This window comes from Shewanella aestuarii, assembly GCF_014647215.1.
In the GTDB taxonomy this organism is placed as follows: domain Bacteria; phylum Pseudomonadota; class Gammaproteobacteria; order Enterobacterales; family Shewanellaceae; genus Shewanella; species Shewanella aestuarii.
Genome location: NZ_BMOT01000014.1, coordinates 16139 through 42555, shown reverse-complemented (window position 1 = coordinate 42555; position 26417 = coordinate 16139). Strand labels below are relative to the sequence as shown.

General features: G+C 40.4%; 19 protein-coding genes and 1 tRNA gene. 6 read left to right on the top strand and 14 right to left on the bottom strand.

Annotated features, from left to right (window positions below):
* The first annotated feature begins 176 nt into the window (after positions 1-176).
* Together IEY03_RS15955 and ilvN are read left to right on the top strand one after the other, a co-directional pair.
* Entirely contained in the window at positions 177-1895 is a 1719-nt protein-coding gene (locus tag IEY03_RS15955; RefSeq protein WP_188843525.1) for an acetolactate synthase 3 large subunit, read from the top strand.
* Complete coding sequence (gene ilvN, locus IEY03_RS15950) at positions 1895-2389, top strand: acetolactate synthase small subunit (protein ID WP_188843524.1); 495 nt, start codon at positions 1895-1897, stop codon at positions 2387-2389. Before IEY03_RS15955 ends, ilvN begins: the two co-directional genes overlap by 1 nt.
* 90 nt (positions 2390-2479) lie before the next feature.
* On the opposite strand, the gene IEY03_RS15945 is transcribed toward ilvN, so the two are convergent.
* From IEY03_RS15945 to IEY03_RS15930, 4 genes are all read right to left on the bottom strand, one after another.
* Positions 2480-4105: a methyl-accepting chemotaxis protein gene (locus tag IEY03_RS15945; protein WP_188843523.1), complete on the bottom strand. Its 1626-nt coding sequence runs from the start codon at positions 4103-4105 to the stop codon at positions 2480-2482.
* A 381-nt stretch (positions 4106-4486) separates the two neighbouring features.
* The gene (locus IEY03_RS15940) at positions 4487-5329 is read right to left on the bottom strand and encodes a sulfotransferase domain-containing protein (protein ID WP_188843522.1); all 843 of its coding nucleotides are present in this window, start codon (positions 5327-5329) and stop codon (positions 4487-4489) included.
* A gap of 187 nt (positions 5330-5516) precedes the next feature.
* A complete protein-coding gene (locus IEY03_RS15935) occupies positions 5517-6725 on the bottom strand; it encodes a class I SAM-dependent methyltransferase (RefSeq protein ID WP_188843521.1) in 1209 nt (402 codons plus the stop codon).
* Positions 6726-6980: 255 nt separating this feature from the next.
* On the bottom strand, positions 6981-7466 hold the full coding sequence (locus tag IEY03_RS15930; protein WP_188843520.1) for a VOC family protein: 486 nt from the start codon (positions 7464-7466) through the stop codon (positions 6981-6983).
* A 613-nt stretch (positions 7467-8079) separates the two neighbouring features.
* Here IEY03_RS15930 and IEY03_RS15925 point away from each other — a divergent pair.
* Positions 8080-9129 carry a hypothetical protein gene (locus IEY03_RS15925; protein WP_188843519.1) on the top strand — a complete coding sequence of 350 codons (1050 nt, stop codon included), beginning with the start codon at positions 8080-8082 and terminating at the stop codon, positions 9127-9129.
* Positions 9130-9204: 75 nt separating this feature from the next.
* On the top strand, positions 9205-10197 hold the full coding sequence (locus IEY03_RS15920) for a hypothetical protein (protein WP_229778364.1): 993 nt from the start codon (positions 9205-9207) through the stop codon (positions 10195-10197).
* Between the two features lie 615 nt (positions 10198-10812).
* Here IEY03_RS15920 and IEY03_RS15915 read toward each other — a convergent pair.
* From IEY03_RS15915 to IEY03_RS15895, 5 genes are all read right to left on the bottom strand, one after another.
* Positions 10813-11127: a helix-turn-helix domain-containing protein gene (locus IEY03_RS15915; RefSeq protein ID WP_188843518.1), complete on the bottom strand. Its 315-nt coding sequence runs from the start codon at positions 11125-11127 to the stop codon at positions 10813-10815.
* Positions 11124-11519, bottom strand: a complete 396-nt coding sequence (locus tag IEY03_RS15910) for a type II toxin-antitoxin system RelE/ParE family toxin (protein WP_229778363.1) — start codon at positions 11517-11519, stop codon at positions 11124-11126. The genes IEY03_RS15915 and IEY03_RS15910 overlap by 4 nt, the downstream gene beginning before the upstream one ends.
* Positions 11520-11681: 162 nt before the next feature.
* Positions 11682-13961, bottom strand: coding sequence for a carboxypeptidase-like regulatory domain-containing protein (locus IEY03_RS15905; RefSeq protein ID WP_188843517.1), 2280 nt, complete (start codon positions 13959-13961; stop codon positions 11682-11684).
* 1289 nt (positions 13962-15250) lie between these two features.
* Positions 15251-16666, bottom strand: coding sequence for a site-specific integrase (locus tag IEY03_RS15900; protein WP_188843516.1), 1416 nt, complete (start codon positions 16664-16666; stop codon positions 15251-15253).
* Between the two features lie 98 nt (positions 16667-16764).
* Positions 16765-16854 (bottom strand) — tRNA-Ser (locus IEY03_RS15895).
* 242 nt (positions 16855-17096) lie between these two features.
* Between IEY03_RS15895 and IEY03_RS15890 the strand changes: the two genes are divergently transcribed.
* Complete coding sequence (locus IEY03_RS15890) at positions 17097-18851, top strand: S16 family serine protease (RefSeq protein ID WP_188843515.1); 1755 nt, start codon at positions 17097-17099, stop codon at positions 18849-18851.
* Positions 18852-18926: 75 nt separating this feature from the next.
* On the top strand, positions 18927-19442 hold the full coding sequence (gene fabA / locus IEY03_RS15885; RefSeq protein WP_188843513.1) for a bifunctional 3-hydroxydecanoyl-ACP dehydratase/trans-2-decenoyl-ACP isomerase: 516 nt from the start codon (positions 18927-18929) through the stop codon (positions 19440-19442).
* Between the two features lie 74 nt (positions 19443-19516).
* On the opposite strand, the gene rmf is transcribed toward fabA, so the two are convergent.
* The 5 genes from rmf to rlmKL all read right to left on the bottom strand — a co-directional run bounded on the left by rmf (position 19517) and on the right by rlmKL (position 26119).
* The gene (gene rmf, locus IEY03_RS15880; RefSeq protein ID WP_188843511.1) at positions 19517-19693 is read right to left on the bottom strand and encodes a ribosome modulation factor; all 177 of its coding nucleotides are present in this window, start codon (positions 19691-19693) and stop codon (positions 19517-19519) included.
* Between the two features lie 218 nt (positions 19694-19911).
* A complete protein-coding gene (locus IEY03_RS15875) occupies positions 19912-21819 on the bottom strand; it encodes a DUF3466 family protein (RefSeq protein WP_188843509.1) in 1908 nt (635 codons plus the stop codon).
* A gap of 26 nt (positions 21820-21845) precedes the next feature.
* On the bottom strand, positions 21846-23762 hold the full coding sequence (locus tag IEY03_RS15870) for an ABC transporter ATP-binding protein (protein WP_188843507.1): 1917 nt from the start codon (positions 23760-23762) through the stop codon (positions 21846-21848).
* 1 nt (position 23763) lies between these two features.
* Entirely contained in the window at positions 23764-23994 is a 231-nt protein-coding gene (locus tag IEY03_RS15865) for a glutaredoxin family protein (protein ID WP_188843505.1), read from the bottom strand.
* Positions 23984-26119: a bifunctional 23S rRNA (guanine(2069)-N(7))-methyltransferase RlmK/23S rRNA (guanine(2445)-N(2))-methyltransferase RlmL gene (gene rlmKL, locus IEY03_RS15860; RefSeq protein WP_188843503.1), complete on the bottom strand. Its 2136-nt coding sequence runs from the start codon at positions 26117-26119 to the stop codon at positions 23984-23986. Before rlmKL ends, IEY03_RS15865 begins: the two co-directional genes overlap by 11 nt.
* Positions 26120-26417: the final 298 nt, after the last annotated feature.

Here is a 26417-nt window from a genome sequence, read left to right as displayed (position 1 = left end):
ATATTGATTTACATATGATGAATCTATCGCGTTCTCCTGAGCGGATAATGGCACTAAGACACGACTTAGGCCCTTAACAAGTTTAGATAACCATTTAAACTTATTTTTTAGAACGATTACCGTCGTTGTATGCAAGATACTGTTTACCATAACGGTAACTTAAGAGGATTCATTTCATGGAAAAGCTTTCTGGCGCAAGTATGATTGTGCGCTCCTTAATAGATGAAGGTGTAAGCCACATTTTTGGTTACCCCGGTGGTTCTGTTTTAGATATCTATGATGCCCTCCACAAAATTGCTGGTGTTGAACACATTTTAGTTCGCCATGAGCAAGCAGCCGTTCATATGGCCGATGGTTATGCTCGTGCCACAGGTAAGGTTGGGGTGGTATTAGTCACCTCTGGCCCAGGAGCAACCAATGCCATCACAGGTATTGCGACAGCCTACATGGACTCTATTCCACTGGTAGTATTATCCGGTCAAGTACCGAGTTCGCTGATTGGTAACGATGCTTTCCAAGAATGCGATATGATTGGTATCTCACGCCCTATCGTCAAGCACAGCTTTTTAGTTAAAAATCCAGCTGATATACCTGAAATTGTCAAAAAAGCATTCTTCATTGCTTCGACGGGCCGCCCGGGCCCTGTTGTTATAGACTTACCTAAAGACTGTTTAAACCCAGATATTCTGCATGATTACGTCTATCCAGAAAGCGTAAAAATGCGTTCATATAATCCTACAACCACAGGGCATAAAGGCCAAATACGTCGTGGTTTACAAGCATTATTAACCGCGAAAAAGCCTGTGCTTTATGTAGGCGGTGGAGCAATTATTTCTGAATGCGATCAACAAATTTTATCGCTTGCAGAACAACTTAATATTCCGGTGATTTGTACATTAATGGGCTTAGGTGCATTTCCTGGCACGCATAGACAAAGTTTAGGTATGTTAGGCATGCATGGCACATTTGAAGCCAACAATGCTATGCATAACTGTGATCTTATTTTTGGTATTGGGGTTCGTTTTGATGATCGTACCACCAATAATGTTGAAAAATACTGTCCAAATGCGACCATTTTACATATCGATATTGATCCTGCCTCCATTTCAAAAACCGTCAGAGTCGATATACCTATTGTTGGTTCAGCTGACAATATCTTAGATACTATGCTTGAGTTGCTTGCTGAATCTGATGAAAAAAATGATACCGCAGCATTAGATGCCTGGTGGCAGGACATTACTGATTGGCGCGCACAAAAGTGCCTAGAGTTTGATAGAACCACTGATCGTATAAAGCCACAGCAGGTGATCGAAACACTACATAAGTTAACAAATGGCGATGCTTATGTGGCATCTGATGTAGGCCAACACCAGATGTTTGCAGCGCTATATTACCCCTTTGATAAACCCCGTCGCTGGATAAATTCTGGCGGTTTAGGCACCATGGGCTTTGGTTTGCCAGCCGCTATGGGCGTTAAGATGGCGTTTCCTGAAGAAACGGTTGTATGCGTTACCGGTGATGGTTCAATTCAAATGAATATTCAAGAGCTTTCTACCGCACTTCAATATGATACGCCTGTAAAAATCATCAACTTAAACAACCGTTTCTTAGGTATGGTGAAGCAATGGCAAGACATGATTTATTCTGGCCGTCACTCACACTCTTATATGGATTCGGTACCTAACTTTGCCAAAATTGCCGAAGCTTACGGCCATGTGGGTATGACTATCAGTGATCCTAAAGAATTAGAGTCAAAATTAGCAGAAGCATTAGCAATGAAAGACCGCTTAGTTTTTGTCGATATCAGTGTAGATGAAACAGAACATGTCTACCCAATGCTGATTCGAGGCGGAGCAATGAATGAAATGTGGTTAAGCAAAACGGAGAAAAGCTAATGCGTCGTATTATTTCAGTATTACTTGAAAACCAACCCGGTGCCCTTTCTCGCGTTGTCGGCTTGTTTTCACAGCGCGGTTATAACATTGAAAGCTTGACGGTTGCCCCAACAGAGGACAACACCCTTTCTCGTTTAAATATCACAGTGATTGCCGACGAAAAAGTGCTAGAGCAAATTGAAAAGCAACTGCATAAATTGATTGATATTTTAAAAGTTGCCAACATCACTGAAGCGGCCCACATCGAGCGCGAACTCGCACTTGTAAAAGTGAAAGCCCAAGGTGAAACACGCGAGGAAATAAAACGCACAGCGGATATTTTTCGCGGTCAGATTGTAGATGTAACAGCAAGCCTCTATACCATTCAAATGGCGGGTCCAAGTGAAAAGATTGATGCCTTTATTGGTGCACTTGCTGAGGTGACTAAAGTGATAGAAGTATCTCGATCAGGGGTAGTCGGCCTGTCTCGCGGTGAAAAGTGTATGCGAGCCTAGTAAATCATGCATCGCAAACAAAAAAGAGCCTTAGAAAACTAATGGCTCTTTTTTATTGCGGTAAACTCGATTAAATGGGTCGCATTTAAATCATTGTAATTTAAAGGTACTAACTTGTGTCCGCATAGCGTTAGCTAACTTTGATAGCTCATCAACTGAAAAACTCAACTCCTCTGCCGCCTTAGTTGAATGTTTTGAAATATCGCTGATAGTAATAATACTGCGATTAATGCTTTCCGCGACACTAGATTGCTCTTCTGCAGCTGTCGCGATATGGGTATTTAATTCGGTAATATTATCAACTGTAGCTACAATTTCTTTTAAGGCATCTCCTGCTAAATTGGTATTTTTATTAGCGTCATCAACTTGAGCCATGCCTGACTCCATAGAAACCACTGCTTTTTTAACGCCTTGTTGCAAGCTATCAATCATAGTTTCAATTTGCAATGTAGACTCCTGAGTTCGCTTAGCCAAAGTTCGCACTTCATCAGCCACAACGGCAAATCCTCGGCCTTGTTCTCCTGCCCTTGCGGCTTCAATAGCCGCATTTAACGCCAGAAGATTGGTTTGCTCAGCAATGCTTTTAATCACATCCAACACTTTTCCAATATTTAAACTCTCACTCGCTAATAACGATATGACTTCAGAGGTTTCTTGAATTTTCAACGAAAGCAGAGACATACTTTGTATTGATTGCTGCACAATTAAGTCGCCATTGGCAGCATGAATATCGGCATTTTTAGCTGAATCTGCGGCTGCGGTAGTACTTTGTGCCACTTCAGCAACAGTCGCCGTCATTTGATTCATTGCCGCAGCCGTTTGCTCTGTTTCACATTGCTGATTTTGCATTCTTGTATTCGTTTCACGTGTAAAGTTATTAAGGTTTTCTGTCGAACTATTAATCGTAACCGCAGCCTCAGAGATCGACTCTAAAATACTTCTTAAATGCTCAATTACACCTGTTAAATCATTCGATATTTGACCTAACTCATCATTATTCAATGGTTTAAAAACCAAAGTTAAATCTGAATCTCTTTTGATTATTTTTAATTTACCAAGAATATCAATAATCGGTGTCATAACACTGCGTTTTACCCAAACACTTAAAACAACACTGGCAATAATGGCGCAAATAGCGAGGAGTAAAAATAACTTAACCGACTCACTTGCAGAATCAGTAACCGCTTGTTTTTCATCACCAGCCACCCTAATTTGCAAAGCAACTAACTCAGAGATTTTTCCACTAATCGGATCAATAACTTGATATAAAGGTATGATCTCGTCAGCCAACTGACCTTTAATATTTCCAGAAAAATTATCCAGCTTTTTAATAAGTTGTTCTATTTGATTGTCAGCAGGACCAAACATCGCACTGGCCTGTTTAGCTAATAAGGCCTCTTCTGTCGTTAATTCCGTGGCCATGTATTTGGCCCAAAGAGTACTGATGTTGCTATTGGCATTTTTGAGCGCGGTTGCTGCTTCCTGGGCCGTAAAATCACCAGCATTAGCTTTGTTCACAGCATCAATTACATACACAGCATAATCGTCACCAATAATTTTCAAATCCTCTAATGGCACAACTCTGTCGTTATATATTCGAATCACACCTTGCTCAATTTTTCCCATCATATTGATTGCGACAGCACAGATACAAATCAGCAGTGCAAGAGGAATTAAAGAGCTTAAAAGCATCTTCTGTTTAATTTGCAAATTCATCTTAGCCACCCTTTAGAAATGATAAAGTTATCCTTCTACAGGTTCTGTCAGTCCATTAGTGGAACCAAAATAATTGTCAGTGTGAAAGGAGGAAAGATTTAACGGCGTATGAAAAACAGCCACATTGACTAAATAAAAGTATTACACAAATTGATGGGATAGCGAGTTAGCAAGGTAGATTTATGAAATATGACTCTATAAGGCTTCAAGAGCACTTAATCTTGAATAAAACATTTAAATTACAATATTATGCTTTATAATCAATAGGTTGTAGGTTGTTACGATAAAAAGAGCTTTAGAACTTAATAGCTCTTTTTATCTCAAATGCACTGTTTTCGATTAATCACATTAACATTATAGAGTTAATGTTCTTACGCATAACTAGTTAGTATTAGGTAAATACTTAAACTTTTTCATAAGCTCATAATGACTGCTTACGACTCTTTGAACTTGTTCATCTGTTAATTTTTCCTTCCATTGATGTTTCCCCCCTTTGCGGAAAAAAGCATTCGCATTTTCATGTTTCTCAACAAAACCTGATTTAGCTTCTTGAGATTTTAGCTGTAAGAAAGACGAGTGTTTAATTGCATTCTTTAGTCTTTTGGGGTCTTTCTTTAGTCCTAAAAAAGACTCCACCTTTCTAAAGGCTTTTTTGGGATCATCCAACATATCCTCATATCTCAATATTATTTTTGCATTTGTATCGCTCGTCCAACTTGAAACATGCATTGACCATGAAGTGATAATTTGAGGCACATGAAAACTTTCATTTGGTGTGCCAGTCATTTCTTCAGCTAGATAATCAATTGCTTCATCAATGCTGTAACCAAAATAATTAGCCATCGAAATGACAACATCTAAAGGGTTTCTTACTACATAAATAGCACCAGAAGTCACTGCAGAATTATGCAGAGGATAACCATTATATTCACCAAGATAGTTATGGGTTTTTACAAAAGTAGTGCCATGAGCTTGTTGGGCAATATCTGACTGAACTGAAGGACGGATTTTACAAATTTCTTCCAACGATAGTTCGGTAGTGCTTGTTTTATCCGTGGGAAGATAAGGTTGATATCGATGAGCGGCTGATTCAGCGGTCGAGATACGGTGCATGGTATTTATGTCTACAGCATTATCCTGATCTTGAATGTAATTTTCGATAAAAGCACGCACCCATGTATTACCAGATTTTGGGTATGAGGCAACCCAGACAATATTTCCCATCACTACTCCTTCCATGACTTAAATTTAAACTTTGTAAAACTAACTATAAATGTCTTCAATGGCAAGATTGAACAAGCTTAACCACCATTATTCAATACATTATTAATCGACGGTTTAATAAACCGAAACTAATCGTTCAAACGGCAAACCATTTACATAAAATCAAATTATTGTAATGACTCTAAAGCTAACCTAATAAAGTTTCTAGGCATTGCTCTTCAATACCATAAAAGTCTTTGATGGAGGCTATTTGTTGTAAAATAGCGCTGTTGTCACGCGGCTGCTTTCGTTTTTGAGCCAAAATCATTTTGTTTTTGCTTGTGTGTTCAAGAGAAATAAATTCAAACACTTGGGTATCGTATCCATTTGCTTCAAGTAGCAATGCACGTAAACCATCGGTCACCATTTCTGCTTCTTGCCCCATATGGATCCCATGTTGTAATAAGGGGGCTAATAACTGGGGACTTTTCATTTGCGGGCGAATTTGTTTGTGACAGCATGGTGAGCACATAATAATTTCTGCGCCAGTTCTTATCCCCATATGCAATGCATAATCGGTAGCTATATCACAGGCATGTAAAGCGATCATGATGTTGATCCCCTGAGCTTTAAAGTGCTGAACATCGCCTTGTTCAAATTTTATGCCCGTTAATGCTAACTTGGTAGCCGTTTGGTTGCATAAATCCACTAAACCCTGACGAAGCTCAACGCCCGTAACCTGATTTTTTACTTGAAGTTTATCTACAAAATAATCATGCACAGCAAAAGTTAAATAAGCCTTGCCCGAACCAAAGTCTGCAATATGAACCTCATTACTATTAGCCAAACCAGTTTGGTCTATGGCACGCGATAACACTTCAATAAACTTGTTTATTTGTTTCCACTTACGTGACATTGACGGAATGATTTCACCATTAGCATCAGTAATTCCGAGTTCTCGTAAATATGGGCGATGCTGCTCAACAAAACGTTTTTTGGCGCGGTTATGAGACACGGCTTCGGTTGTGCTGAGGATATCAGTCCCTTTGTTCTTTGGGGCATTTTTATTACGATACTTATTAATGAGCACCTTGCCTTTCTTACTGATACTTAATTGAATTTCCCACTCAAGCGTGATTAAGTGTGCACTTAGAAAGTCATTTTCAAGCCATTGTTGGCAAAGCTTGGTGAGATCGCCCAGCTCAATATTCTTGGTAATATGGTTAGTACGATATTCATATAAACAAGACGCAAGTCGCTGACCTTTTAACTCAATAGCACGCACTGCTATGCGTTTAAGCTCTTTGTCATCACCACGATATTTTGAAAACACTAAACGCTGCAGTGTGTTATCAATTAATGCGTAGCTACATTCTTGGACAAAGCTGTTAAGTTCTGAGGGGGTGGCATTTGACATTCAATTCTCGTTTACAGTAAATAATTTAAAGCTGCCGACACAAATCCAAAAGATAACTAGCGGCGATTCAATCCGCCTATTCTACACCATCTGTGCTAGGTATTTCCTAACTGGATGACATGTTTATTACAACTACAAGCGAATCTGGCCAATAAAACATATCCGTCTAAACACAGAATTAGTTTTTGAGATAACTTTTTCTAGAATTGAATAAAAAAGGATTAGTACTAACCAACCCTTTTGATCTTGTCTCTATTACTCATACTCAGTTGCATAGGTTTCTGCATAAGTGTGTGAGTAAAGCTCAAAGAGATTTCCAAACGGGTCTTCTAAGTAAACCATTTTTGCAGGCTTGCTATCATCTTCAGGGTGATAACGCATAATGTCCATTCTTACTTTTCCACCAAATTCTTTGGTTTTCGCGATCACTCCGTCAAAGTCATCCGTTTGTAGACAGAAGTGGAAAATCCCGATTTTCGAAAAATCAACAACATGACGTTCCGCTCGTACATTCATTTCAAACAACTCAACACCAATACCATCAGAGGTCATTAAATGGGCAATATTAAACCCCTTAAAACCTTCACCAAAAACAGCAATACACATTCTGCCAATCGCTGATTCACGTTCTTCTAGCACTTTGCTGTTTCCCATCACTATGCTCAGTCCCAAAGCTTTAGTATAAAACTCAACAGCTTTATCCATATCACCGACCATAATACCAACGTGATTCATTTTCATAATCTGCTCCAAATTCAAATATCGTGTGGGTTTTACTCATGGACTAAGTATATAGAGAATATTGATTATTAAAAATTATCATAAATTATCATAAACATAATTTTAATTTATCAATGTGTTTACACTGGTGTTGTTATTTTTTATGTGAACGATAATAAACCCAGCCACGCTAAAGGAAACTGGGACGATAATTACCACGATATTTTAACTTAAATGAAATAAAGCAAAACCAGATTGAGGTTTACAGGAAGAATGCTGTGTTTAATTAAAATAAAATCAGCTTAAGGTCTGCTATAAATTTTTTTGAAAAATTGGAGTAAATACTTAAAACAATAGTGTTAATTTTTTAACAACCATCATGTTAATAGATTGTTACACACAGTCCCAACTAACTTCCCCTCTATTGTTATTCTTATGCTAATTGGATTTAACACATTCAAACAAACGCAGCTTGATTGCCATAAAATAGCAATTTTTAACGGTTGCAATCTTTTATTTCTGCTCTATTTTGATGGGGGGAAATAAAAAACATTCCTAATGTTTGACAGAAAATTATAACAATAATGCTAGCGCCTCTATGGCCGTAGTCGCAAACAATAGACAAGGATTTCAAATGAAAAAATCACTTTTGTTACTCTTAACCGGATTAATAACTGGGGCTGCACAAGCCGCTGTTGGGGGATATCCGGTAGTGTTAATCCACGGCTTTCAACCTGATAATTTACAAAGCAAACCGACAGGGGAAGAGGTTAGCAGTAATGGAGAACAATACTGGGCACAATATTGGCTAGACCGTGCTGATGAGCGTATCGATTGGCCATCACAAGAGAGAATTGCCAATAAAATCACCAGTGATTATGTTTGGCCCAAATTACAACAAATGTCACGAGAAGGCACCTGCGCCAGTGGTTGCGTATTTGTAACCCACTCCACAGGTGACTTAGTCACACGTTATATTATTGATAATCAAGCATTATGGTTACAAAATGCTGGCATGCAGCCATTAAACATTGTCGCCACCTTCGATTTTGCCGGTGCTGGCGGTGGTGTAGAATTAGCTGATCTTGCTGTCAATGTGGCCAATGGAACAGGACTTATCGATGCCACATTAAAATTTGCTGTATCTTTATGGCTAGGTAATACCCCTACCCCCTCAACAATCGGTGTTCTCAATGACTTACGCGTCAATAGCGCTCGCAAGCTTGCAGCTTTTCCAGATAGCCGAGTCCCTAGATTACGTTTTGCAGGAGCGGGGTCAGATTTCTTGGGGGCAACAGGTGCGTTTTTACCTGGTGAAGATGATGGCGTAGTTGCCAGTCATTCGAGTTGCGGAGCAGCGTCGGTAGGCAGCTATAACAGTTGCTCACGCAGTGTTGCATTTGATGGTAATCTTACTTCTGTGAGTGCCCCTAGCCAGTTTATGCCAAATCATTACCCTATGTTAATGAGTGAGGGTTACAGCCACGCAGATACTATTTTAAACAACGCCAAAGATGAAGTCACCACAGCTAATAGTAGCGCCAGTTATCTTAATGGTGATAATTTACAATTTAATACCTATGAAGAAAAACGTGGTTGGTGGATATTTAGCTCTCGTTATAGATTAGTCAGAAACTCGGCTAACACCAGTATGTCATCTCTCATCTATCAGGCGGCAAATTAACCCTTGAAGAAAAAACAGCACAAAAAAATGTTCAGCTTAATCACCCTGCTAGCGTGTCTAGCAGGGTACTGGTATTTGAGCCCAGAACCAACTAACACCCAGCCTCAGGTTTTGCCGTTAGTTAAACAAGAACCTGCAATTGCAAAACAAGTAACTGAAGCATCGCTAAAAAAACCTCAAATTAAACATCAGATAGACATAATTCCAGAATCTATCAGCGAGAGTTTCTCTATATTAGCTGAAGCTTATGCTACCGAATTAACGATCCCTTCTTATTCAGTTCCAATCACGCCTGAGGATACCCATTTACTCAACCCCAACAATTATCTGCCCCAGCAAGTGCCATTACAAAATGGAGGCAGCGCCAGCATAGTCCTAACTAAATACCGCTATAGTTATCCTGAGCCTATTCTAGTCAAACTAGTTGTTAATGGTATGGTTGTGACCGCCGCTGTGGCCTCGATTAAAAGCGAACTTGGCTTAGCAGAAAATATATTAGCTAAAGCGGACATGTCAGAAGAACAGGGAGAATGGACTGTAAACCTCAAAGCCAAAGAAGAATGGGATGAACCAGTGCAAATCAGTGTGACGTTTGATGCCAACGGTAAAAAGCAGACCCTATCGACAGGCATTGAATATAGCCACCCTACAGCCACGATTACTGGTGTAGGTTCCGTGCGAGCTGAAGGTAGTGATATGGTTATACCAGTTAAGCTTACCGTAGAAAAAGCAGGACATTATCGTTTGCGGGCGAATTTATTCACAACAAACGACCAGCCAATCGCATTGCTAACCCAATCTAAAAACCTGAGCGAAGGTGATGTCACAATGGAGCTTAAAGCCTATAAAGCGGTGCTATCCTCACACTCTGCTGGCTTCAAGTTAAGTTCTTTTGTAGTAGAACTACGTCCAGGCGTCCCCGGAGAGCTAACTCGATATGGTCATAGCAAGCAGCCTAGTTTTGATCTGGGGGATTTTGCCGTTGAGCAGCTATCAGATGAGCTATGGCAACCCAATGAACAAGAGCAACAACGCTTGGAGTTTCTGCAGAAAATGAGTGGCAGCTAAAAAGAGTGGAATATACCTTGTTGGATGCTTTGTTTATGTAAAAAACAGATACATTGTCTGAGTCAATCATTATGGAGAGCTCTTCAAATCCCAAACAACAAAAAAGCCTCATCGTTTCTGATAAGGCTTTTTCGATAAATATGGCGCAGGGATAGCTTGCTTGTTATTAAAGAGGAACCCTGGCTTTGAATCTTTACAATTCGCCAAACAAAAAGGCCTTATCTTTCGATAAGGCCTCTTCATTAGAATGTGGCGGAGGGATAGGGATTTGAACCCAAGAAACCAGCCACAAAATAAAACTAAAATTCATTATAATCAATAACTAATCGAAAAATCACACCTCAGAAAGTGAACATTCGTAGTCGATATATGACATTTAAATATTTATTGGTTAGATTGTCAATGATTGAAATTATCAGGCTGCATTCAGATTTTAAAGAAATCGCACGAAGAGAGCCACTAAGTGTGTTTGCCTGCTGTAGTGGCTAAGAACACGAGGATTTGACAGCTAAATGACAGACAAAGTAGATGAATTTGTTGATTGATTTTAATTTGACTGCAAAAGCAGTCAAATAAGTTAGGCTCGCCTATTGACTGGCGGGAGGCTCATATGTGTTATAGCTCTGCTATGTGCGTGAGAGTTTCTGGATAACGTTGCACTAATTTCAAAAGCGTAATTGCTTGCCCATTTGGCGCCCTACGTCCTTGCTCCCAGTTCTCTAATGTACGGGGTGATGCATGAAGTAAGCTAGCAAACACACCACGTGACATATGAAATTTTTCTCTAATATGTACAATTTCATTAGGTGAGATATCAAGTTCACTTACATCATTAACCTGATGTGTTTTAAGGGTAAGCTTTCCCTCTGAATGCTCTTTTTCCTCAACAAGAGCCGAGCTTAATTCTGTAAATAAATCACGATTGCTCATTGCGCCATACCTCCATAAAGGACTTTAACTGTTTCTTTTGATCTGCGGTTAAATCCGACATTTAATTTTTTCATAAATAATAAATAGAAACGTCGTTTTTCATCAAGGAAGTAATAAATAACTCGTGAACCCCCACGTTTTCCTTCACCCATACTTGCAACTCTAACCTTTCGCAAACCGACTGTACCTTTAATCACATCACCCTGCTTCGGGTTTGACATTAACTCAAATTGAAACAGCCTAAACTCTTCGTCACTGAGGTGTTCATCTCGGTATTTCTCAAATATTTTTGATTCTACAAATATACATTTCATAAATGAAGTGCACGCAAATAGCGTATAGAAAGCAAGAAGGGATACGAATGAGCTATAACGGGGAAACATGCCACCCATTGTTAATCTTATGCTTAACACACGCTTAGGTAAAGGCGACGTTATGCGCAATTAACTATGGGTGTCAGGATTTTTTGTATACCTTTCAAATAAAAAGCCGAGTATCAGAGTAACTCGGCTTGAAAAAGATATGCTTATGCAGTTCTGAGGTTAGTTAACGGTTTAGCGCACTACGTTCAGATAATCATTTTTGTCGCGCTCTCGTTCAATATTCATTCGTGATGGAATATAGGTGTTAAACCCAGGTTCGCCGCCAAACCAGAGCTCTGCATTACGTTCTTCACGTTCGATGATATAGAACATGCGTTCACCGTTAATAGTGGTACTGGCAACTGGATACCAGTAGCGTTTAGCAAACACAGACCTTTCGATAATGACATAGTCTGGCGTGACGCTATAACTTACCGGTGCGTTTTCACCAAATTCCATCGAGCTTAGTCCATTAGCGTCTGGTGCGCTCCATGCGACACCAAAAGTATTGGTTACATCAGTGGTACTGAAATCCCATCCCCATAATTGTCCTGGTTCTAGATAACCAAACTCATCATATAGGCTAGGGATCCAAGCGTTAATTTCGCCAGCCCAAAATTGTGAGTCAGTTACGTGGGTTAAGTAGTTAGCATCGAGAGTGAATCCTGACTGGCCTTTGACCCAAATATTATAAGTTGCGAACCGATCGACTCCGTTATCAAAGGTTGAAAAAACACCAAACTCGATACCTGATTGATCAATAATTTGGTTGGTTTGCACCATACCGTTAGCATAGGTAATGACAAGTTTTCCTTCACCATCGACCATCCAGTTAGCATCGACTAGTGAAATGGCACCTGAGGTTTGATTTGAGGCTGAAAACGTTATCAGCTCCGCATAAGCACTCTCGGGAAAGATAAAATCGTCATAGGCCCGCTTACCTTCGGAGTAATGGTATATGCCACCCCAGTCTCCCTGAACACACGTTGCTCCAGATGAACAAACTCCATCAAATGGGATAGGTGTAACATCAGAACTTGATCGTAACGTCTGGTTAGTGGTGTTGAACGCATATTTAGGTAGGGCGATGGTCAAGGTTGAGCCATCAAGTAATAAAATATCGGGAGTCACAATTTCACTACGTGACTCTACAGATACAATATCGACCAAGTTGCCATCGACGACTCTTGTATAGTTACGTTGTAATTCAGTGCTGAAATAGTGAAAACCGTTTTCTGTCCCACCACCGGCATAAAAAGCATCAATTTCTGCTTGATTATCGGTGACATCCTCAATATTAAATCCAAGTTGCTCTAATTGCATAGGAAAACTGAGAATGATATTCAGACGACCATTATCTACTTGCCAAGTAAATGCTTCGTTCACAGCTATGCCATTGTTACCTTGGAAGCCCAAAGTATTACCTGTATTGTTAGATAAATTAAATTCTAAGGCCGAACCGCTACGAGACATATAGCCTGGCTGAGCTTTATCAACAACATAGTAAAGTTCAGGAATGTCATTTATGTTAAATCCTGCCACTAAGTTACTGTCCGATAAAATTTGTGCAACTGCATTATCAAGATCTTCAGCAGGGGTTGCTTGCACAAAACTATCCACAGCAGTTTCATCACTAATAAAATCTAACACACTGTCAAAACCATCGGGCAAGCTATAGCTTGGGTTATCTACAATCAATTTGATTACCGCAGCAAGCTTAAATAGCTGGGTAGCATCTATTGCCGTTTCGGCTGCTTGCAGCTCTGCACTGGTTGTGGGTGCAATGCCGCCATTGGCTTCAACCGCTAACACATAGCTTGCTGTGGTAACGTTGGTAACATTAACGGGATCGGCTTCTGATAGCACTTTTTCAAAGCTGCCAACCATATTCACGAAATTAATTTCATCGCCGCTGCCTGCTTGTGTAGCACTCGACTCAACGACCAATAACTGGTCAATGTTGGTGGTCAGAATATCTAAACTATAGGCACCATTGGCATCTGCGACTGTGGTAAACCTTTGTCCGTTTAATGTAACAGACACGGTGGAAAATGGGATAGGTTCATCAGTGACAAGTCCTGTGATAGTTGCACTGTACCCCCCGCATAGCTCCGGTGCTTTGTGAACATACGCAGTCGTCATACTATCTATGTCATCGTTAACGATTACGCCTACTTCGCAGGGGATATATCCTAATTCTTGCGCGCCTATTTTGGCTTTAAATTCACGCCTTTCTTGCAGCTGTGCAACAATAAAGCTCGGGTTATTAGCATCGACGATGGTGATGCTATTTGCAGTGTGTTTATCATGATGTGATTTGTGGTACTTGTCAGGCTTGATAACGCCTTTAACCATTAACTCATTTTGGTGCTGGTGGTATTTCGCTTTGGTGATTTTTGCAGAGTCTGCTATTGCTGCCGGACTGAAGAGTAAATTTAGGGCAATAATAGCCGCGCCGATTTTGAGGTACATAATTAATTCCTTTTTGTATTTGTCTCAGCGAGACTCTCCCTCACTGAGCATTTGTTAAAAGGAGTCATACTCCATGATTGGCTCCTTATATCCATGGATTTCAGTATCGAATTGTAGCTAGAATCCATAAATTGGCTATAAAAGTAGCACAACATCGAGAAATTGCTATAAAACCGTGGCCAATTTTGCTTGACCCCTACAAGTCCAGATTTTTTAGAAGTTCAGTTTGGCCTTTAGCATTTATGCCAAATACGCAAAGCTCTCCTAAGCTCGTTTCAATGCAAGCATATGCTTCTTGTTTGAGTAACTTTCCTAGATCTAGTGCCATATTCTCTATCTACGCCTAACAGCTTATTGAACGGACAAATAAATTTAAAGTCGACCGTTTAAGTTATTGATTAATAACATCCTACATTTGCTATATTATTGAAGTAAAACAAATAATTGTGCCTAACAGACAATAACAAACCGAGCTTGCACGTAAAGTAGAATTTTGCGCACTGTACTAAAAATTAAAGACAACAAAATCAGATCTTTATGATTTCTCTATTTTAAAGTGATACAACTAAAGAACAATTTTCAATCGATTTTTAGCGTAAATCGATGGAACACAATTACACCTGTACATAAAATCAGTACATGACACATAAAAGTGTGCATATTGATTTTATCTTTCACGCTTTTGATTTTTTCACATGCGTAGCATGTGGTTGTTGGGGTTAAGGGGTTTCCCCTTGCCCGAGCTTGTATCCGACCTTTTTGGAACAAAAAGTGGGATACAAGCGTACCGGGTTACGTTGTAGTCCCACATAATTGTGGGCTGCTTTGGCTTCGCACTCACGGAGTGCGAAGCGGTTTAAATTGCATTCTTTAAGTGAAAAGTGACGTGAAATGAGCGTGAAATGAGCGTGAAATTAACGCAAAAAAGGTGAAAAATCGATTTCTCAGCAAGATTTATTATCGATTTACGCCCGTAGGATTTGATAAGCGTTGCTGAGAAATGATGCAGCGGGTACGTTTCATCATTCCTCAGACTCATTATTGGCTCTGAGAGAGTAAATTGTTGGCGTATAAAGTCACTCAGATTTGACTGATTGTTGTCATTTATTTCATCTTACAGTCACCAATTAAGTCAAAAAATCGCTCATATAAATCAGTTTACTCAATCCTACGAGCAAAAATTGGCGCAAAAAGTATCAAACAATACAGCTAGTGACCGACTAAGCGGTATGTCGTGCCTAATACCGCATCGGCAAGTGTTCCCCTTGACCCCTTTTCAATCAAACGCTTTATATGGGTTGTAACAAATTCAGCGCGTACTCGACTTTATCTACCACTGGCTTGAGTGTTTTGACATCATATTGCTTACCGTATCGCCCATAAGTGATGTTGTGATAAACGTGTCCAACAAGCTGTGCCACCATCGATTCTTCTGTTTGCAGTTGTTTAAGCTCATCAATAAAGGTGTGACGGAATGAATAGGCTGTAGGTCGTTTACCTGCGATAAAGTGTAGTTGGTCGAGTAATTTGCCAAACTCACGACAGAACTTGTGTGACCAAACACCATCGCTACTGGGTTGATAATGAAATAACGGGCTGCTTGTTAAATGACTGTTTTTTAGCTGACTGTTTTTTGATGTTCGGTCATTAATGGTTTGAACGAAATCAATAAAACCGAGTTCAATGAGCTTTTGATGCAGTGGAACGGTTCGTTTTGACTGTGCGGTCTTGAGTTGTTGGCTCATGCCCTCATTGGTGACGTGAATGACGTTGATGCCATCGATGACGGTTATATCATTACTGTGTAGCTGACAGGCTTCTGAAGGTCGTAAACCGTGATAGAGCATCAATAGCGTTATCCATTTAAAGTCTTGGCTTTTGTCGATAAAGTCTTGTGATTGCAGTACGTGTTTTAATTGCTTAGGTTGCCAGCGCTGACGCGCTAAATCATGTCCAGCTTGATTACTTGGCTTGGACAGTTTTACTTCATCAAACGGGTTAGCGGTGGTGTAGCGCATCAGTTTGCACCATTTAAAAAACTGCGATACCGCCGCTAGGTAGTCTTTATTACTTTTATGGCTTCGCCCTTCTTCGAGCAAGCAATCCTTGTATTCCATCGCCTCAGCGCTAGTAATGTCGAATACATCATCTAAGTGAGTTCGCTCAATAAAGTGGCCTATACGTTGATTTAGCTGCTTTACCGTTAAGACTGAGACAGACTGCTTTTGTTTAGACGCAATAAATTTAATTAGTGCATCAATTAATGTGACGTTAGCGACTGAATTTGTTTGTTTTTTACTACCCGAACTATTTGACAATGCCAAGTTTGTTGATGAGGGATAATTGTCATATGTCGCACTATTATGGGCTAATTGCGTTGGCCGAGTGGGAATAAACTGGATGATTTCCCGCACTGGCTTGGCATTTTCATCAAGCGTTTCTGTTACCCCAACAAAGCCTTCACGGGCATCATTAATCAATTGATTAACGTGTGCTTTAAACGCATCAGGCTGTGATTGTGGCGTTAAGTTACTGATTAATGGTCGTAAGATACCTGCAACAACAAGGTTACGGCCAATAGCGATTGAGCGCTGTTTAGTGAGCAAAGATACTTTGATGTCGGCAGCGAAGCCTTTATCGCGCAGAGAAGCTGGCAACACCATGCGGGTGTAATAGGTACAATTTGTGGCTCTGAATAGGTACATATGTCTCAGTCATCCGTTTTGGGTCTGAGAATATGATTTTTCAAATGCTAGAAAGCAAAAAAGCCATTGATTATCAATGGCTTTTTCACTTTATAATATGGCGGAGGGATAGGGATTTGAACCCTAGAACGGGGTAAACCGTTGCCGGTTTTCAAGACCGGTGCATTCGACCACTCTGCCATCCCTCCGAACGCGGCAAATAATATAAGTATCTCGGGTGCTTGTAAACTATAAATTTAAAAAAAAACACCAAATGTTCAGCATTTAACCGTAAAGAGGTGTTTTTATCCAAAACGATTAAACACTGTACACATAATAGCGGCTTGATAATCTAATTGCCTACCGAGTGTTGGATTCATTTAAAGACTTTGCAGCTCATTATGCTACTATTTGAGTCATTATCTTTTGGTTATTGTCCATTTATCACTTTATGAATTCAACATTACTCCCTAGTGCCAAACTTGCGCCGCAATTCCATGTGCCTAAAGAGGTGCCAAGCACTTTTTATCCTAGCCATTTATTATTAGGGCAAGACAGGGTCGTTAATAGTTTTAAATTAATGAGCAAACTCAGTGGGCAACACTTTTTTTTAGCTGACTTTCCTGGCATTGATAGAGTCGATTTTATCGAAGCACTATGCTCACAAGTTGATACGCCAACTGATCAATTTCTGGTCGCGACTAAACCTGCTGAAGAGACAGCCATAACATTCAAATGGCAGCCTCAACGCCCTCCAGAAAATGTAGGCACGATTGCAAAGCAACAATCACTTTTTTGTTATTTACAGGGTCAGATTAAAAGAAATGACTTACTCGGCAAAATGCAAAAAACGGACAAAAGCAGTCAATATAAAGCTGGCGCGTTAGCATCAAACCATTTTGTGTTTATTTGTTTGCATTCAATTTGGAAACGCGAGGGACTTTGGGAGCTGCTGCTACAAATATTATCTGATGGCGAATATCGCATAAACCAGGAATTAGCCCACATTCCAGTGAATTGCAAAATTATTCTTGTCGGTTCTGGATTGTCTTATAGTCACTTAAAGAATGAAGATCGATTCTTTAGTCAGCATTTTCCATTGCTTGGCGAAGTAAGCTATGAGTTAGATTTAACCAAGCACTCTGAAAGTCAATATGTGCAATGGTTGGCGACCCTGGCTAACAAGCAAGGAATAGAACTTGAGCCATCAAGCATTTTGCCTTTACTTTGGTACAGTGCCAGGTTAGTGGAACACCAGCAAAGATTAAGTTTAAGCATGCAAGATATGCGATTATTAATCACTCAAGCTAAAGCCTTATCACCCATTTCGTCGTTAATGCCAAAAAGTAATAGCATTAATAGCAATGCTGTTGCCAATGCGCTTGCACAGTTGAAATACCGACATAATAGTTCTGAAATCTATTCTGCACAGAGTTTTGATGACAACTTTATTAATTTGCCAACTGAAGGGGCAATGGTTGGGCAAATTAATGGCTTAACAGTCATTGATACCAGTGATTATTCTTATGGTGAGCCTGCACGTATTACCACATCAGTACACTATGGTGATGGCGAAGTTGCTGATATTGAAAGAAAGTCAGAGCTTGGTGGGAATATTCACACCAAAGGTATGATGATTTTATCTGCCTGTTTATATCGAATATTTGGACGTGACGCCCCACTTCATTTAAATGCCAATATTGTATTTGAACAATCCTACCAAGAAATTGATGGCGACAGTGCATCACTTGCAGAATATTGCTGCTTAATGTCTGCCATTGCTGAACAACCTATTTTGCAATCTTTAGCACTCACAGGTGCGTTAGATCAATTCGGTAATGTACAGGCCATTGGTGGCGTCAATGAGAAAATTGAAGGGTTCTTTAACCTTTGTGCTCGCCGAGGATTGACCGGTGAACAGGGAGTGATTATCCCTAAAGCCAATGTACTGCAATTGAACCTTGAACCAGAAGTCATTACAGCTGTATCTGACGGAAAATTCCACATTTATGCGATAGAACATATGGATGAAGCTGTTGAACTATTAATGGCATTACCAGCTGGCGTCGCGAATGAAGACAATGATTTTCCACCAGATACACTTTATGGCATGGTCCAACAACGTCTTGATCGATTAGCAGGGCAAGATGATGACGTAGAGCTAGGCTTTATTGCTAAATTATTAGCAAAGTTGAGAATTATATAGTGATCGGAGTTGTTTAGCGTACACGTGTTCGCTATCTTGTTGCCATCAAAAGTCATTCTAGTGGTATTGAGATAAATGGAAAGAGCAAATAGTTTCACCAAAGAACAACTCGTCGCCTGTGGTCATGGCAATCTTTTAGGGCCAAACCGCCCGCGTTTACCAGTCGACAACATGTTAATGATGGATAGAATTATCACCATTAATGACAATGGCGGTGAATTTGGTAAAGGTGAAATTGTTGCTGAACTCGATATCAACCCAGATTTATGGTTTTTCGATTGTCACTTTATTACTGATCCTGTCATGCCTGGCTGTTTAGGTTTGGATGCTATGTGGCAATTAGTGGGTTTCTATTTAGGCTGGGAAGGCGCTGAGGGCAAAGGCCGCGCTTTAGGCGTTGGTGAAGTTAAGTTTACTGGTCAAGTATTACCTAATGCTAAAAAAGTGACCTACAAGCTTAATATTAAGCGCACAATTCATCGCAAACTGGTGATGGGTATTGCTGATGCCACTATGGAAGTTGATGGTCGTCAGATATACTCAGCGACTGATTTAAAAGTGGGTGTGTTTAGCGATACTTCAACATTTTAAATTCGCCACGTTTTAAAACAGAAATGCCCTCTTTTTGAGGGCATTTCTGTTTATTAAAGAACAAGTCGTTCAGATCACTTATTAAATAGCCCACTCATTCTTCCATCAACGCCTTCGCGCCAACCACCAAGCCACTGCGAACGAGAGTCTAATCCAGCGTAGGGGCACAATTCCTTGGAGCGCCCTCCTACTCCAGCTTGGAATCCTTTTGAAAAAGCTCTATCTAAACGATCTCTTTTTTGTCTTTTCATGCAAGCGTCCTCGTTTATTAATCAAACAGACTTGGCTTCACTGCGTCAAGTCGGACTATAGAGATAGCTGTTTTTTTAAGCTAGATCAACTCAAAAAAATATCGATTTTGCTGAGTTTTGATTAACATATTGAGAATAAAAATAAAAAAAAATCGAGAAAATTTTCTCGATTTTTTTGGTGTCATGGTCTACGAACTTCGTAAACTAATTCATAGAAGCTACTTTAATGCACGTCTTCTTAACCACAGTAATGGTAATGCAAATAACCATGCAAAACTGGCTGCACCTTTACGTTCATATGGTTTTTCTTCTGGTACGTCTGTGTAAGTACAGGCTTCACCAGCAGTAGGTTTTAGCACAACCATACGCGGTAAATAGGATGTAACTGGGTCACCATTGCCACTCAATTGGAACAACGGCTGCTTAGTATTCTCATCCAAAATAAGGTTGCCATTAATATCAAACTGATAACGCGGTTTACGAATAAATGCAGTCCCTACAATGGTACCATCTTCATTGATGCTGTTAGCTTCAACAACATAAATTTCCGAGTCGTAGGTTAAGGTCTCACCTGTACCATCTTGAATAGTGATTTTCTTGCGCTCCCAGGTATTATCACCTGTCGCTACATAACCTTTAGACTCACAGACTAAACGATCGTTTAGGTTAGAAAACTCTTTATCGTTGTAGTTATATAAAAAACCTGCTTTAGGGCGAGGTCTTTCTTTGTCATAAGTGACTTCAATATAGCCAACGACCTGACCTTGGCTATTGATATCTTTAGCTTTACTGCTTAAGTCAGAAATACCAGGAGTAAAATCTTCTGGTGTGACAGGTGTCTCACCGGCGGTATTGGTATCTAAAGTGAAGAATTTGTCACGTAGATAACCACCAATGTATTTACGGTAATTACCAATTAAAATGCCATTATCATTGATATCGTAAGCCATTGAAGAATAGACTTCGTCATCATTAAAATTAACCCAATTGTATTTATAGTCACCATTGGTATCTTTTTTCCAATATGCGGCATCTTGGCGTAATCTATCTGTATCACCATTACGATATACGTGCGAGCGACCAGCAACATCAGCGTTGCTGTTGATGCCTAACCCCTGCGCTGTAAATACCAAAGTTGAATCGGTAGGCGGCGTCAGTCCTAAAGGCAACTCTGTCACTAATGGATTACCGGCACTATCGATATTATTCAAGTCCCACACTAGAGCGCGGGTTTGATATTGAATATTACGACGATTGCTATTTACATCTGGGTATTGTTGAGCTTGAACACAGACATCGATAGGTACAGGGAATTCTGGTTGTGCATTAAAATCATCAATACACTTGTTGATTCTATCTTTACTAAATGATGCTAAATCGGTACTACCATAACCCACAGCAATATTACTTTCGTTTACTGATGCGGCGGCTGACCACCCCCCTAACTCAACGGTGGCTGCAGGTTTATCACCCTCGGCTACTCTGGTAAAAGTAGTATACGGCGGCACTAAAGGTAATTCTAAAGCTGGCTCAGTCGCGGTACTTACGGCAACACCACGCAATTCAAATTCACGGTAATACCAAAAGTCCTGATCGGTTAAAGCACCAACATATGCCAACTTTTTTTCTGGCGCAGAATAAGATCCAACCTTAACATTATTACTATTTAAACCATAAAAGAAGGTATCAATTGAGTTAACAATGACTTCGCCTTCACTATCAGTAGAGCCCGGCGCGGTAGTGCCTGCAATACTGAAAAATTCTGGTTTCCAAGATTCCGCAGCATTGGCTGCAGCAGTAAAGGTAAAGTTATTTGCTTCAATAGGCTTGAAAATGGAATAAGAGATCTTTTCTTCAGGTGCGATACCGTCTTCAACATCAACAATACCATCATCGACATCATCGACATCGAGTTTCTTTTTCCCCTTTGAAATGCCGACTAATTGATCATTAGCATCAACGCCCATTGCATAACCATTGCGGGTGCCATCAAGCGTGCCAAGTAAATCATATGTTGCTTCATCTAGGTTAACAATTTCATATACGGGTGCGGCTTGAGTGCTACCAATTACGCCCAATACACCGATAGCAACAAGTGATAAGGCTTTGTCTAACTTTAACTTCATGAAAACTATTCCTGTTTTATTATTCTTTATTTTAATGACTCAAGCTCTTCCCAACGCTCAAAACATCTTTCTAAATCGTGTTCAGTTGACGCTAATAATTGCAATGTGGTGTTCACCGCCTCTTGCGGCTGATTATAAAAATCGCCTTCACTCACTTTTGCTTGTAACACTTCAATCTCTTGCTCTAATTGTTCCATACGAGCGGGCAGCTCGTCTAATTCACGTTGCATTTTATAAGACAGTTTTTTGGCTGGCTTTTCAGCAATCTTTACAGGCTTCACTTCTTTTACTGCTGGAGCTTCGACAACAGTTTGGACTGCAGGTTCCTCAGAATAAAATTTAGCTCCTTGAGAAACCGCATCTTGGTAGCCGCCAACATACTCGCTCCAATGGCCGTTGCCCGCAAACCACCAGCTACTGGTAACCGTGTTATCGATGAAGGCTCTGTCATGGCTTACAATAAGCAAAGTGCCTTCAAAATCGGTAAGTAGAGACTCTAACAACTCTAGTGTCTCAATATCAAGATCGTTTGTTGGTTCATCGAGAATGATTAAATTAGCTGGACGCAATAATAGTCGAGCCAGCAATAATCGGTTTTTCTCCCCACCAGATAAGGCTTTAACTGGGGTTCTGGCGCGCATTGGCGAAAACAAAAAGTCTTGTAGATAACTCAAAATATGGCGATCTTGGCCGTTTACCGTGACGGTACTTTTTCCTTCACCCACGTTTTCTTCAACGGTCTTTTCAGGGTCAAGTGCTTCGCGATATTGGTCAAAATAAGCCACTTCCAGTTTAGTGCCAACTTTAATTTCACCGGCTTGTGGTTGTAGTTGGTCAATTAACAACTTAATTAATGTTGATTTACCGCAACCATTGGGGCCAATTAATGCAATTCTATCGCCACGCATAACGGTTGAGCTGAAGTTTTTAACCAGATTTTTTTCTGGAATATTGTAATCAACATTTTGAATATCGAAAACTAACTTACCAGAACGTTGGCCATCTGAAACCACCATTTTGGCATTACCTTGTCGATTTAAGCGCGCCATACGCTCTTGACGTAATGCTTGTAAGGCTCTAACACGCCCTTCGTTACGGGTACGACGAGCTTTAACGCCCTGTCTGATCCAGGTTTCTTCTTCTGCTAACTTTTTATCAAACTGGGCATTTTTCTCGGCTTCAACTCTGAGCCATTCTTGTTTGCCGTCAAGGTAAGCTTGATAGTTGCCAGGCCATGAGGTAACTACACCACGATCTAAATCAACAATTCGCGTCGCCATACGTTGAATGAAGCCACGGTCATGACTAACAAACACAATTGCGCCTTTGAAGCTCATTAGAAATTGTTCAAGCCATTCGATGGTATCTATGTCTAAATGGTTGGTGGGTTCATCGAGTAATAGTAAATCCGGCTCGCTAACTAACGCACGCGCAAGTGCCACTTTACGCTGCCAACCGCCAGATAGTTCTGATAGTGGTTTATCCGCATCAAGGCTCAATAATTCGCATGTTTGTATGATGCGAGAGTCTAATTGCCAGCCATTGTTATGATCGAGTATGTCCTGAAGAGGTTGCATTTGCTTTAACATGCGCTCCATTTCTTCAGGTGATGCATCGGCGATGTCATGTGACAATTGATGATACTTCTCTAAGGCTTCGCCAATTTCTTGAAGGCCAGCGGCAATATAAGCGTATACGGTACCCGTTTCAGCTTTAGGAGGATCTTGTTGTAAACGACTGACATTAACATCATTTGAAATGTTAAATTCACCGTCATCGAGTAGTACGTCACCCGACAAAATTTTCATTAAACTTGATTTACCCGCCCCGTTGCGACCAACGATACACACTCGCTCACCTGGTTCAATGGTAAAGTCGGCATTTTGTAATAACGGCGTATAACCATAGGCTAATGAGCCATTAGTAATTCGAACAAGACTCACACTACTCTCCTAAAAATTGCGTCAACGCTGACGCATCAAATGGCCAGCATAACTCGCGCTGACCACAAGCAAAAACCGGTATAGATGTGCCATAACGCGCAGCTAATTCTGCTGTTTCACAAATATCGACATGCTTAAAATCTACGTTTGACTGTTCAACCAAGGCCAGTGCTAATTCGCATAAATGGCAGCCATCGGTATGATACAAGACATATTCAATTTCATTTTGCATGGGTAATTAGCCACACATTATGAATATGAGGGTTACGTTTATAATCAAGCGGTAGGCATTGATCATCTATGTTAACCACCTTCATACCCATCTTGGTTAGTAATTCGATATCCATTTTGAATTTACGTTTGTTATTGGAGAAGATGATCTCACCTTCAACGGCCAATAACTTAATCAAGTCACCCAGCATATTGACGTGATCACGTTGAACATCCCAGCTGTCTTCCATGCGTTTCGAGTTAGAAAATGTTGGTGGGTCGATAAAAATCAATTGGTATTTTTTATGACTATTTTCTTTTATCCACTGTAAGCAATCTGCCTGAACAAATTGATATTGCTTACCGGATAAGCGGTTTAACTCAAAGTTTTCTTTGGCCCAGCTGATATAGGTATTTGACATATCAACCGTGGTCACTGATTTAGCACCACCCAGTGCGGCGTGCACGGACGCTGAGCCAGTATAAGAGAATAAATTCAGTACATCGCGGTCACGGGATTTTTCACCGACGAGTTTACGAGTCACTCGGTGATCGAGAAACAGTCCCGTATCTAAATAGCCAGTTAAGTTCAGTTTAAAGCGTGCGCCATATTCTTTGGTGATCACTTCTAACTTTTTATCATCCAACTTTTCATATTGGCGTGTGCCTTTTTGACGTTCACGGGTTTTAAGAGTGATTCTGTCTGGGCTAATACCTAATGCATTAGGTAAGGACAACAATACATCACTGACACGACGCTTAGTCACGGCTTCAGGAATCGTTGCTGGCGCTGAATACTCTTGAATAACAACGTAATCAACGTATTTATCGATCGCTACGTTATATTCAGGCAAATCAGCATCATAAAGGCGGTAACTGTCGATATTTTCTTTCTTTGCCCATTTTTCTAATTGCTTAACATTCTTTTTAATGCGGTTAGCAAATGCAGGAGCGATATCAGCAATATCCACACCTTCTGGTAACTCAGGCGCGGTGCGACGAGTACTGTTAGCATGCAAGGTATAGAGGTTAAACACACACTCAAGTGCACCGTTAAACATTTTCATTTGCTTATCGGCTTTGAGTTTCAATGACGAAATAAGCTCAACATCACTACATAACATCGCTACTTTCCAGCCTCCAAACTCTTTTTTAAGTTTGTCACCAAGCTGGTAATAAAGCTGTAATAGTTCAGTTACGCTTCCAAGGCGCTCACCATATGGTGGGTTAGAGATCAAAAAGCCTTCTGCTGCTGGCGGCTCAATGTTCAGCACATCGCTGACATTAAACTCAATAAGATCATCGACACCGGCATTTTCAGCATTGCGTTTTGCTAATGCGACTAAGCGAGAATCAATATCTGAACCATAAAACTTAATGTTACAACGGCTTTTGCCTAGCGTTGCGCGTGCTTTGGCTTCGTCTAATATGGCTGTCCACATGGTTTTATTGTGACTACGCCAAAACTCAAAACCAAATCGCTCGCGTTTAAGTCCAGGAGCGATATCCGATGCCATTAACGCGGCTTCAATTAGCACTGTGCCACTACCACAAAATGGGTCTAGCAAAGTAATGGGCTGTTGTTGCCAACCAGAACGGACCAACATATTAGCCGCTAAGTTTTCTTTTAACGGCGCTTCGCCAGTGGTTGAACGATACCCACGCTGGTGCAATGACGAACCCGAAAAGTTCATCGCAATCGTGATTTGACCATTACGGAAATGCGCATCAATTTTAAAGTCAGGATTAACACGTTCAACATCTGGACGGTTATCACCATCATCACGGAAACGGTCTACAACGGCATCTTTAATTTTTAACGCACCAAACTGGGTGTTATTAATAAAACCGCCCGTACCGTGAAAATCGATACTAAAGGTATTTTTATTCGAAAAATGCGATGGCCAATCGATACAGTAAGCGGCGTTATATAACTGCTCTGCTGATTCACAGGCACCTTTATAGATAACCAATACAATTCGACTTGCTAGCCTTGTCCACAAAGTGATCCGATAGGCAAGTTCAAGCGGCGCAGAAAAATACACGCCCGCAACGCTTTCCTTTACTTCAAAAGCGCCAAACTCTTTCAGTTCACAGGCAAGGCTATATTCAAACCCTTTCGGGGAGGCAGCAAAAAAATTAAACATAGGTTAGCTAGTCATCTTTACTCAATAAATTCTGACGCGCATTATACCTGTTCAAACCGATATCCCCAACGACTTATCGACTAAGCCTATGCTTCATTTGACTCAGTTTCACATGTTAAGCACTGCAATTTACCTATTGATAACAATTATCGCTAGTTAAACAGGCAAACAGACTGCTTTATCAGCAAACAGGCTTTCATTTCAAAAATACGCTTGCAAACCGACAAGTCAGTCGTTATAGTTCGCCCCGCTTCGAAGAGGACCACAATCTTACAACAGAATGTGACTCGTCAAAGCA